The sequence below is a fragment of the Pampinifervens navoyensis genome (assembly GCF_046159715.1).
In the GTDB taxonomy this organism is placed as follows: domain Bacteria; phylum Aquificota; class Aquificia; order Aquificales; family Aquificaceae; genus Pampinifervens.
Window position 1 is genome coordinate 128,326 of the sequence record NZ_JBJXCT010000001.1, and the last position, 11,641, is coordinate 139,966.

At 48.7% G+C, this 11,641-nt stretch carries 10 protein-coding genes; 8 read left to right on the plus strand and 2 right to left on the minus strand.

Annotated features, from left to right (window positions below):
- Position 1 precedes the first annotated feature (1 nt).
- From ACKRDP_RS00770 to ACKRDP_RS00785, 4 genes are all read left to right on the plus strand, one after another.
- Positions 2-3,559, plus strand: coding sequence for a cobaltochelatase subunit CobN (locus tag ACKRDP_RS00770; RefSeq protein WP_409152846.1), 3,558 nt, complete (start codon positions 2-4; stop codon positions 3,557-3,559).
- A 103-nt stretch (positions 3,560-3,662) separates the two neighbouring features.
- Entirely contained in the window at positions 3,663-5,063 is a 1,401-nt protein-coding gene (locus tag ACKRDP_RS00775; RefSeq protein ID WP_409152847.1) for a DUF3373 domain-containing protein, read from the plus strand.
- Positions 5,064-5,177: 114 nt separating this feature from the next.
- On the plus strand, positions 5,178-5,720 hold the full coding sequence (locus ACKRDP_RS00780) for an FMN-binding protein (RefSeq protein ID WP_409152848.1): 543 nt from the start codon (positions 5,178-5,180) through the stop codon (positions 5,718-5,720).
- The gene (locus ACKRDP_RS00785) at positions 5,717-6,670 is read left to right on the plus strand and encodes a hypothetical protein (RefSeq protein ID WP_409152849.1); all 954 of its coding nucleotides are present in this window, start codon (positions 5,717-5,719) and stop codon (positions 6,668-6,670) included. Before ACKRDP_RS00780 ends, ACKRDP_RS00785 begins: the two co-directional genes overlap by 4 nt.
- Here ACKRDP_RS00785 and leuS read toward each other — a convergent pair.
- Positions 6,661-8,499, minus strand: coding sequence for a leucine--tRNA ligase (gene leuS, locus ACKRDP_RS00790; protein WP_409152850.1), 1,839 nt, complete (start codon positions 8,497-8,499; stop codon positions 6,661-6,663). The genes ACKRDP_RS00785 and leuS overlap by 10 nt on opposite strands.
- Before the next feature lie 40 nt (positions 8,500-8,539).
- On the opposite strand from leuS, the gene ACKRDP_RS00795 reads away from it, so the two are divergent.
- The 4 genes from ACKRDP_RS00795 to ACKRDP_RS00810 are packed head-to-tail and all read left to right on the plus strand — an operon-like array spanning position 8,540 to position 10,834.
- Positions 8,540-8,791, plus strand: coding sequence for a hypothetical protein (locus ACKRDP_RS00795; RefSeq protein ID WP_409152851.1), 252 nt, complete (start codon positions 8,540-8,542; stop codon positions 8,789-8,791).
- The gene (gene dapB / locus ACKRDP_RS00800) at positions 8,788-9,582 is read left to right on the plus strand and encodes a 4-hydroxy-tetrahydrodipicolinate reductase (protein WP_409152852.1); all 795 of its coding nucleotides are present in this window, start codon (positions 8,788-8,790) and stop codon (positions 9,580-9,582) included. Before ACKRDP_RS00795 ends, dapB begins: the two co-directional genes overlap by 4 nt.
- Positions 9,579-9,995 (plus strand): archease, encoded by a 417-nt coding sequence (locus ACKRDP_RS00805; RefSeq protein WP_409152853.1) that lies wholly within the window; start codon positions 9,579-9,581, stop codon positions 9,993-9,995. The genes dapB and ACKRDP_RS00805 overlap by 4 nt, the downstream gene beginning before the upstream one ends.
- A complete protein-coding gene (locus tag ACKRDP_RS00810; RefSeq protein ID WP_409152854.1) occupies positions 9,992-10,834 on the plus strand; it encodes a UbiA-like polyprenyltransferase in 843 nt (280 codons plus the stop codon). The genes ACKRDP_RS00805 and ACKRDP_RS00810 overlap by 4 nt, the downstream gene beginning before the upstream one ends.
- Here ACKRDP_RS00810 and ACKRDP_RS00815 read toward each other — a convergent pair.
- Positions 10,831-11,583 (minus strand): YebC/PmpR family DNA-binding transcriptional regulator, encoded by a 753-nt coding sequence (locus ACKRDP_RS00815; RefSeq protein WP_409152855.1) that lies wholly within the window; start codon positions 11,581-11,583, stop codon positions 10,831-10,833. The genes ACKRDP_RS00810 and ACKRDP_RS00815 overlap by 4 nt on opposite strands.
- Positions 11,584-11,641 lie beyond the last annotated feature (58 nt).

The window sequence follows — 11,641 nt, forward strand, 5'->3', positions numbered from 1 at the left end:
CATGAGGCTCCTTTTTCTACTACTGGTTCTACTGAGCTTTGGCTTTGCCCAGAAGTTAGTGCTCGTGGTGAGCTTTCCAAACCCTCCCAGAAAACTCCACCTTCTCCTGCAGAGTGCACAGGAGGTGGGTCTTGAAGTGCAGGGCGTATACCTGAGGGCGGAAGACCTCAAAAGCCTGCAATTGCCAGAGGCAGACATCTACCTTGTGGATACGCCTCCTGAGGAGATAAGAAAAGCCCTTCAGGAAAAGCTAACTGGCAAAAGGTTGGTGTTTCTGAGCCCTCCAACCGCAGGAGACCCGCAGGTTCTGAGCAAGCTCCTGCCCTACTACAGTTCAGGTGGCAGGGAAAACTTTAAAAACATGTTCAAAGCTTTTGCAGGTCTGCCTGCAGGGCCACCCAGAGAGCTTCCTGCGGTGGGTTTTTACCATCCTGCAAGGGGCGTGATGGAAAATCTGCCTCAGGACTTTGAAAAACCACTGCTCGTGCTTTTTCACCGCTCAGACCTGGTGGCGGAGAACACCGCCATTGTAGACAGCATCATAGTTCAGTCAGAAAGAGAGGGCCTGCCTGCGGTGGGCTTCTACTATCCAGAGACTGAGGGGCTCAGAAGGCATCTTCACAAACTCATCTTAGAGGGAAGACCACTCCCTTCCGTGGTTGTTAACCTCAGGCTCATGTATTTTGCATACGAAGAAGAAAAGAAAGCCTTTGAAGAACTGGCTCTTCCAGTGCTTCAGGGTATCACCTACAGGGGCAGAAAAGAAGACTGGAAAAAGAACCCCCAGGGCATTTCAGTAACCTCAATACCCTTCCACTTCACACTGCCAGAGTATATGGGGGCTATCGACCCCACAGTGGTGGGTGCAGACCAACCCCTCAAAGAGCCATTGCTCCATATGGTGGAAAATCTGGTAAAGAGAGCTAAAGCCTGGAGAGACCTCCAGAGCCTTGAAAACTCCCAGAAAAAAATAGCTATAGTCTACTACAACTACCCGCCCGGAGAGAGGAACATCCTTGCCTCCAACCTGAACGTCATAAAAAGCCTTGAACTACTTCTGAAAACCGCAAAGGACAGGGGCTACAGGGTTGAAACCTATTCAGAGAGAGACCTGCAGTCAAAGCTCACCCAAATGATAGGGCTTTACTATTCAAAGCCCGTGAGTACAGACCTTCTTGATTGTCTGAGCCTTGAGGAATACTTGAACTGGTATGAGAGCCTTCCAGAAAAGGTCAGGAAGGACATAGAGAGCTACTGGGGAAGACCGGAGAGGGACCCATACCTTAAGAAGGGATGTTTCACCATTCCTGTGCTTAAATCGGGCAACTTTTTGCTCCTGCCCCTTGCACCCAGAGGCATGGATTACCTAAGGAGTAAAGAGATATACCACAGCACAAAGATTCCACCCTCTCACTACTATCTTGCCTTCTACCTTTACCTGCAGAAAAACAGCCATGCAATATTGCACTTTGGCACCCACGGCACTCAGGAGTGGACGCCCGGCAAGGAGAGAGGCCTTGACCTGTGGGATTACCCCTACCTCACCCTTGGCACAAAGCCCGTCATATACCCTTACATCGTAGACAACGTGGGAGAAGCCCTCAACGCCCGAAGGAGGGGCAGAGCCCTTATCATCTCTTATCAGACCCCAGCCTTTGCACCCTCTGGCACCTACGGAGAGCTGGAAGAACTTCACCAGCTACTTCACAAGGAAGCCCAGTCAGAGGGAAGACTGAAAGAGACCATAAGGCGGGAGATAGCTCAAAAAGCCATGAGGGCAAACATAGCCAGAGACCTGGGCTATAAAAACACCACCCAGATACTGAAAGATTTTGAGAGCTTCTCTGAAAAACTCCACAACCACATACACGAAATAGCCACTCAGAATGTGCCTCTGGGGCTTCACACCTTTGGCAAGACAAAGGACGCAGAACTCCTTGCCCTCACCATACTGCAGATGCTGGGCAGGGAATGGATAAAAATGTGGGAAAAGGAACCCTATGAGGAGTTTATGGCTCAACCCGTAGACAAGATAAAGAGCTCCAAAGCCTTTGCAAAGGTGCTTCAATGCATGGAAGGCTCTCCAGACGCATACTGTGAGACAGTTATAGACCTCTACAGAAGGCTTGACGCAGGCGTGGAGCTTGTATCTCTCTTTTCAGCCCTTGAGGGCAGATACATACCTGCCTCTTTTGGTGGAGACCCCATAAAAAACCCCGACAGCCTGCCTACGGGTAGAAACCTCTACGGCTTTGACCCACAGCGTGTGCCAACACCTCAGGCATGGAAAACTGCGGTGGAAATCACAGACCAGTGGCTCATAGACTACCACCAAAGGCACGGAAGATATCCTCAGAAGGTTGCCTTTACTCTGTGGTCTGTGGAAACCATGAGACACCTTGGTGTGGTGGAAGCTCAGGTTCTTTACCTCCTTGGTGTAAGACCAAGGTGGGATGATGGTGGAAGGGTGGTAGGGCTTGAGATAATACCTAAGAAAGAACTCGGGCGTCCGCGCATAGACGTGGTGGTATCTGCCACGGGGCTATACAGGGACCACTTTCCAAACCTAATGAACCTGATAAATCAGGCAGTAAGGCTTGTGGCAGAGCTTGAGGAAGAGGAGAACTTCGTAAGGCAGAACACACAAAAACTGATGGCGATGCTTCTTAAAAAGGGCTACCCTCATGAGCAGGCTCAGAGGCTCGCCACTATAAGGAGCTTTTCCAACGAGAGCGGAGCTTACGGCTCTGGGCTGGATGATGCGGTCTTCCAGACAAAGGATAAGAAAAAACTTTCGGGGCTTTTCCTGCACAGGATGGGCTTTGCCTACGACGAGGGACTTCACTCGCAGAAGGTGCATGGGCTTTTTGAGGAAAACCTCAAGGATACGGATGCGGTGCTTCTCTCAAGAAGCTCCAACCTATATGGCATGCTCACCACCGACGACCCCTTCCAGTATCTTGGGGGTCTTGCTCTGACAGTGGAGGTGCTCTCAGGTAGAAAGCCAGAGGTGCTTATAGCCAACCTTAGAAGCACCGCAAAGGTGCAGACCGCAGAGGAGTTCCTCCTTCAGGAAGTAAGAGCCCGATACCTCAACCCAGAATACGTAAAAGCCCTTATGAAAGAAGGCTACTCGGGCGTCAACGAGCTTTTAAACACCCTTAACAACCTCTACGGCTGGCAGGTGGTGGCACCTCAGGTGGTAAGAGACCCCATCTGGAAAGAATTCAGAGAGGTCTATCTCCAGGACAAATACAACTTGGGCACAAAAAAGTGGCTCAGAGAAAACTCCTCAGCCTCTAAGCAAATAGAGGAAAGGCTATCCCAGGGCATCACTATGGCAGGCTACGGCACTGGCAGACCGGTCGTGCCTTCTTCCCGTGCGGGAGCCGGTAGCTACGAGCCATCTGTAAGGGGCGCACTGCTGCAGAGGGTCAGCACTATCCATGATGTGGGACAGATCCATACTCTCTCTGGTTTCTGGCTTCTGAGCGTGATTCTTTTGATACCATATCTGGCAGGCTTGTTTGAAGGTTTGAGAAAAAGAAGCTATGCATAGAAGTATGCTAACTCAAGCTGACAACCATCATATTGACAGTGGGTTTCACTTTCTGTATACTATCTTGCGATAAAATTTCAATTTCTATGTAAGGAGGTCAGGCATGAAGCGAGTTCTTTTAGCCACTGCCCTACTATCAACCACAGTCTTTGCCCAGCCGGCGGAGGACAGGATACGTCAGCTTGAGGAGCAGATAAGAATGCTCCAGCAGGAAGTTCAGAAGCTCAAAGAAGAACAGAAGAAGGCAGAAGAGACAAAGAAGGAAACTGAAGCCCTCAAGGAGGAGATAAGACAGCTCAGGCTTGATATTGCCATGCCAAAACTTGAGATTAAGTCCTACTCTGGTCTTGGTCCTGCGGCGTCCAAGGTGCACTTCAACCCAAGGGGTGTCTCCATAGGTGGCTATGGTGAGCTCGTTTTCAGACATAACGATGTGAACGCAAGGGGTGGAGCCAAGTCCATAGCCAACATGCAGAGGATAATCCTCTACCTTGGTTATGCCTTTGATGAGAAGCTGAAGTTTAATTCTGAACTTGAGCTGGAGCATGCATCAACCTCGGCAGGACATGGCACTGGTGGAGGATACTTCAAGGCAGAGCTTGCATATCTGGACTATCAGTTCAGACCTGAGTTCGGGGTCAGGGGAGGACTTCTTCTCATGCCCGTGGGTATAGTGAACGAAGTGCATGAGTCTCCTACATTCCCCTCCGCAGAAAGGCCTTTCTTTGAGAGAAGAATAATGATGTCTACCTGGGAAGAGATGGGTCTTGGAGCTTACGGAGCCGTTGGTCCAGTAGACTACAGGTTTTATGTGATAAACGGACTTATGCTGAAAGGTGGTGGCGACTACGATGTAACCGAGCCCCTAAAAACCGTCAGACAGAGGGGGGCAAGGGCGGTTGCGGACAGGCTTGGATTTACTGGAAGAGTTGACATAAACCTTCCCCTCAACCTAAGAGTGGGAGGTTCCTTTGTCTATGCAGATGTTCAGTCTAAGGGTGGCTCAGACTCTCAGCTGGGTCTGAGAAGAGGTTCAAAGGTTGGCTCGCTGACCATGTTTTCACCTCACCTCTGGTGGCAACATGCGGGATGGGACATAAGGTTCGTGGGGGCCTTAGTAAAGACTGATGATGCCCTGAAGATGTCCAGAGATCTCTTTGGAAACAACATACAAAACCCCAACACCGGTGCCAACAGAAACAACATAATGCCAGAGGAGCAGAAGGGCTTTTATGTGCAGGTCGCCTACGACCTTTTCAGGCTATTTGGGCCAGAGAATCAGGAGCTCTACGTCTTTGGCATATACGAGGACTTTGACACCCACAGCAAAGTGCCCTCTGGTTTCCTCAAGCCCAGCGGTCATAAGCTGAAGGTCTACAACCTCGGACTCTCCTACAAGCCCCACCCACTTGTTGCCATAAAGGCAGACTATGCAAGGCTCAACTACAGCTCTCCAAGAAAGGATGAGAACGAATACAGGCTCACCCTCGGCTTTATGTTCTGATGGCTCTTCCTTGTGTTGTGCCCTCCCTGCGGGGAGGGGCTTTTAGTGTAAAAACAAGGTCTTTAAAGTTATGGCTTATGGAATAGAATTTATGAGAAAGTTCAGGAGGCTGAGATGGCTTTGGTGAGTTCTGTGCTTTTTTTTATCCATGTGCTCTTATTCTTAAACCTTTTATGGGCAAAGGAGTTCAGGAGACCGGAGCAGGCACTGTCTCAGATATACCCCGGCTCCCAGATAGAGGTCAGAAACATAACTCTCACCAGAGAGCAGGTGGAGGAGGTTCAGAAGATATCGGGCGCAAAGATGGAGTCAAGGCTTGCCTCCTGGTATATAGTCAGAAAAGGCGGGCAGATAATAGCCTACGGCTATGTAGACATGCACAGGGTCAGAACCCACCCCGAAGTGGTGCTCTACACGATTACTCCCGACGGCAAGCTTGATGTGGTGGAAGTGCTCGCCTTTTATGAGCCTCTTGAATACATGCCAGAAGACAACTGGCTCAGGCTCTTTGCAGGCAAACAGCTCTCAAAAGACCCCGTAAGGCTTAGAAGGGACATACCCAACATAACTGGGGCAACCCTGACCGCCAGAGCCATAACGGACAACGCCAGAAAGGTGCTTGCCCTCTGGCAGGTGCTTTTTGGAGTGCAGAGGTGAGATTTTTTGTATCCGCAGACATAAGAAGGAATAAACCTCTATACTATGCGGTTATCTTTTTTCTCCTTTTTACAACTCTTTTCTGGCTGGCTTCCTGGCTTCACTTTTACTCCAAATATGGCTTTTCTTACAACAGCCTGGTGAAATACTTCTTCATGGACCCTGAGTTTCCTGAAAGGGTTTCTCTAGCTCAGATTTCTGAAGACTTCCATGTGGGTGTGTTTCTTCATGGCTTTATAATACTGACGCTTTCTTCTGTCTTTTCCCTTTTTAATTCAAACAGCGCTTTTAAAAGACTTCTGGTGTTGCTGGTCAGTATTTCTGCTCTTTCTTACCTTTCTGTAGACTTCTTAATATTACTACTGAATGCTTTCTGGGTTGTATGGTTAAAGCTTTTCTTTTTTGTGCTCTATCAAATTCTACTAGCAATAATGCTGATATACACAGGATGGAAGCTATCTTTTGGTAACATGAAACCTCCAAAGGTCTCTATGTTAAAAGTCCTTAGCCTGCTTTTTTCCTTTTTTTCCATTTTTTTTATTCTTTCTAACTTTGTGAACTTTCACGCAAAGATGGGTTTTGGAGTTCAGGGAATAAGAGATTACTTCTTGGGCAATCCGGAGCTTTTTCTAAAGCCCAAAAGCTTTGAGGGTGTTTTCAAGGTTTTCTACCCCCATATTCTGGCTATGGCCCTTTACTCTCTTGCTCTGATTCATCTGCTACCTTTTGCGGGTGTTGACAGGAAAAAAAGTATTACGCTTGGCCTTTTTGTTTTTCTTTTCTCCTTTCTGGATAATTTTTCAAGTCTGCTACTCCTGTATGGGGGTTCGCCTTTTGCTTATCTGAAGTTCATGAGCTTCTGGTCTTTTCAGCTATGTGCCCTTTTTGCTTCAATTGTTCTCCTTGTGGCTTCTGTTAAAAGGGAGGGATACACAGGGCTTCATCTCTGAAAGTTACCCTTACCCATGTCAATCTTTATGAGTTTTACAAGCTCTTCCAGTTCAATGTCTTCAGCGGAATCGACGCCGTATTTTCTGCTCAGATGTTCAAGAAACCTCTCCACGCTCACCCACCTTTTCAGCACCATGCCCTGAGTGACCAGTCTAAGAAAAGGCTCTTTGTCCTTTACCAGTCCAAGGTCATACAGAAACTTCTGGAAAAAGCGTGCGTAAAGAAGGTGAAGGACCGCATGCTCTATACCACCAATGTAGAGGTCTACAGGCATCCAGAACTCGGCCTTCTCCGGTGCGAAGGGCTTTTCTGAATTTACTGGGTCGCAGAACCTGAGGAAATACCAGCTTGAGTCAAAGAAGGTGTCCATGGTGTCCGTTTCTCTCCTTGCAGGTCTTCCGCACTTCGGGCAGATGGTATTGACAAACTCTGGCACCTTCTCAAGAGGGTTCCCATGTCCTGTTATCTCCACCCTTTCTGGCAGAAGCACCGGAAGCTGGTCTTCTGGCACAGGCACAGTTCCACAGTTTTCGCAGTAGACTATGGGTATGGGAGTGCCCCAGTATCTCTGACGAGATATGTTCCAGTCTCTGAGCCTGTAGGTAATCCTGAATTCTCCAAGACCCCTCTCTTTTAGCCACTGGGTGATGGCTTTCTTTGCGTCCAGAGAGTCCATGCCCGTAAACTGTCCTGAGTTTATGAGCACTCCCGGTTCTTCGTAGGCTCTGCCTTCCGGGAGGTCTCCTTCCCTGGGCTTTATCACGTGCCTGATTGGTAGTCCGTATTTGACCGCAAACTCGTAGTCCCTCTGGTCGTGGGCTGGCACACACATTATGGCGCCAGTGCCGTATTCGTATAGCACGTAGTTGGCGGTCCAGACGGGTATTTTCTCCCCTGTGGCCGGGTTTGTTGCATACACGCCCAGTGGCACACCTTCCTTTTCTTCTTCAATTCCCCTCTCCCTGGTGGACTTCTGCTTCATCCTTTCCACAAAGGCTCTCACCCTCTGGTAGTCTTCAGACTTCTTTGCCAGCTCAAGGGTCAGAGGATGTTCGGGAGCCAGCACTACAAAGGTTGCACCAAAAACCGTATCTGGTCTTGTGGTAAAGACCTCTATGGGGATGTCTTCCACGAAAAACTTGAGCACTGCTCCTTCAGACCTTCCTATCCAGTTCCTCTGCTGGGCTATCACCCGTTCGGGCCACCTACCCTCAAGCTCTTTTAGGTCCTCTAAAAGCCTCTCCGCATAGGCGGTAATCTTCAGATACCAGGAGGGCACCTCTCTTCTCACTATGGGAGTGCCACACCTCCAGCACCTTCCATCAACTACCTGCTCGTTAGCAAGCACCGTCTCATCGTTGGGACACCAGTTTACCTCTGCAGACTTTCTGTAGGCGAGCCCATGCTCGTAAAACTTCAAAAAGAGCCACTGGTTCCAGCGATAATATTCAGGACTGCAGGTGGCGATTTCCCTGCTCCAGTCGTAGGAAAAGCCAAGGCTTTTGAGCTGCTTTTTCATGTAGGCTATGTTCTGGTATGTCCAGTTTGCAGGATGAAAGCCATGCTTTATGGCGGCGTTCTCTGCAGGTAGTCCAAAGGCATCCCAGCCCATGGGATGGAGGACAGAATATCCCCTGAACCTCAGAAAGCGTGCAATAGCATCCCCAATGGTGTAATTTCTCACATGCCCCATGTGAATCCTGCCTGATGGATAGGGAAACATCTCAAGCACGTAGGATTTGTTTCCTTCCTCTTTTGATGCAAAGGTCTTCATGTCTTCCCATATCTTCTGCCATTTGGCTTCTATCTCTTGCGGTCTGTAGTCCATAGTTCATATTATAATTTTTCAAAACTCAAAGGAGCGTGTCATGGAAGAACAACTTTACGCAGTCCCCTTCAGTCTTGTAGGCTTCTTCTTCACCAGCAAGCCCGTGGAGGAGAGCATAAGGGGAGACCTGAGTCCCGAAGAACTGGAAAAGCTACAGGAAATCATAAGCAGATTTCTCTTCACCGAAGGCATTCAGGTTGCCCTCTACCCTTCTGTAGTTCCTCCAGACCAGGCAGAGGATGCAGTTGAGGAGCTTGAAGATATGATATTTGGTGAAGAGGAGGAAGAATGACAAGGGCCGTTATCTGTGGTGCCCTCGGCAGGATGGGAAAGAGTATTCTAAAGTTGTCCCTTGAATATACGGACTTTCAGGTGGTTGCGGGGGTGGAACATCCAGACTGCGTGAGGTCACAGGACCTGGGTGAAGCATCCGGAATAGAAGAACTGAAAGGTCTTCCTCTTACTTCAAGGCTTGAAGATGTGCTTGCCCTGTGTGATGTGGTTATAGAATTTTCGGGGAACACTACAGCGGCCATATCCCATGCAAAGCTCTCAGCCCTTGCAGGAAAGGGGGTGGTTATCGGGACAACGGGCTTTAAGGAGCAGGAGCTTGAAGAACTCAAACCCTATTCAGAGCGTGGCCCCATACTACTCTCTCCCAACATGAGCCTTGGTGTAAACCTGCTTTTCAGACTTGTGGAGTTAGCCGGCACTGTTCTTAAAAACAGGGGCTTTGATGTGGAGGTGCTTGAAATTCATCATCGCTACAAAAAGGATGCGCCCAGCGGGACTGCCCTCAAGCTTGAAGAGATACTTGCTCAGGCGATGAACCTGAGCAGGAAGGTGCACGGAAGAGATGGAATAACACCAAGGGAGGCTGGAGAAGTTGGGGTTATGGCTCTGAGGGGTGGAGATGTAGTGGGTGAACATACTGTCTACTTCCTGGGCTATGGTGAAAGGATTGAGCTCACTCACAGAGCGACATCAAGGGACATATTCGCAAGGGGTGCCATTGAGGCAGGAAGATGGATAAAGGGCAAGCCTCCAGGCTGGTATTCCATGTCTGATGTTCTGGGGCTATGAGCTTTTATGAGACCATAGACCGCATAACGGCGGATGCAGGCATAAGGGTAAGAGCCCATAGCCTCGAAGAGCTTCTGTGCAAGAGCATACTCGCTACCTTCAACGAGATGACGCCCATAGAGGCAGTTCGACCGGAGGAAGAGAAGATAGTTGAGGCCTCTTCAGAGCTGCCCTTTCTTCTTCCGGACATAATAAACTCGGCGATTGTCCTCCACGAGGCGGAGCTCTTCGTAGCGTCAAAATGCGAAGTTCTTGAGCTGAAAGAAGACTACGCCAGAGTAAGGCTTCTGGGCGAGAGGTTTGACCCTGACAGGCACGAATCTAAGCTCGTGATAAAGGCGGCAACTTACCACGACCTTAGGGTGGAGAGGGAAGGAGACCTGTGGGTGGCGGAGGTGATATTTGATATATGAGAAAGTACCTTGAACTCACCAGGTTTGAACACACCATCTTTGCCCTTCCTTTTGCGCTCGCAAGTATAGTTCTGCTCTATCAGCAGATGCCTTCTCTGTGGAGGCTTTTCTGGGTTCTTCTTGCCTTTATAAGCGCCCGCACTGCAGGAATGGCCCTCAACAGGCTCATAGACCTACCAGCAGACCGGCTCAATCCACGCACAAGGGGGTGGGTTCACGCAAGGGGTGAGGTTTCAGAGGAGAGCATAAAAAGGCTCGTGCTCCTGTCCTCAGGGCTATTTGTTTTTTCCACACTCATGATTAACCTATATGCCTTTCTTCTATCACCTGTAGTTCTCTTTCTCCTCTGGTTCTACCCCTATGCAAAAAGGGTCACATACTATCCACATCTTGTGCTTGGATTGGTCTATTTTCTGGTGCCTCTGGCAGTGGATGTTTCCTTCAATGAGCGTGTATCCCTCAATGCCATAATCCTTGGTCTTGCCATGGGCTTCTGGGTTGCGGGCTTTGATGTGCTGTATGCTCTTCAGGATTATGACTTTGACAGAAGCTATGGCTTGAAGTCCATACCGGTAAGATATGGAATTGAAAAAGCTATCTGGTTTGCCAGGTTTTTTCACGCTCTCACTTTTCTTTTCCTGCTGGTGCTTATGTTCAGAGTTGATTTTTTGGGCGTTTTATACCTCCTTGGGCTTCTTGCAGTGGCTGGCTTTCTCTACTACGAGCATTATCTTATAAAGCCTAACGACCTTTCAAAGATAAACAAAGCTTTCTTCACGGTGAACGGCTACATAAGCCTTGTGTTTTTTGTAGTTGTCCTGCTTGACAGGCTTCTTTAGAGGCTGACCTGCTGCATTAATTCCTTTGGTATATCAAAGTTGGCTATTACCTCTTTAACATCATCAAGGTCTTCCAGAGCATCAAGCAGCTTAAGCACCTTTTTTGCTGTTTCTGAATCCTGAACCTGAACAAGTGTATTTGGCTTATAGGCTATCTCTGCCCTTTCTATCTGAAGCCCCATGGACTCAAGGGCTTCTTTAACTGAGTACAGCTCCTCAGGATTTGTGTAAAGGGTATAGGCAACCTCTCCCGCTTCAATATCTTCAGCACCAGCCTCTATAGCCTTTTCATAAATCTCCTCCTCGCTCATGCCCTCCCTTGGCACTTCAATGATTCCTACCCTGTCAAAAAGAAAAGAAACACATCCAGAAGAGCCAAGGTTTCCCCCGTGCTTTGAAAGCACGTGCCTTACCTCGGAGGTTGTTCTGTTCCTGTTGTCTGTGAAGGTGAGTATCATAAGAGCCACACCGCCTGGGGCATAGCCCTCATACAGCACTTCTTCATAGTTTTCACCACCAAGTTCACCAGTTCCCTTCTTTATTGCCCTTTCTATAGTATCTGTGGGCATGTTGACCCTTCTGGCATTTTCTATGGCGGTTCTTAGCCTGGGGTTCGTTTCAGGATTTGGTCCTCCTTCTCTAACTGCAACGGTTATCTCACGGATTATTTTTGTGAATATCTTGCCCCTCTGTGCATCTATCTTTGCCTTCTTGTGCTTAATCTGCGCCCAGTGACTGTGTCCTGCCATGTTAAATATTATAGCCCGGTTTGTGGTATAATATCCATACACACAATATACAGGAGGT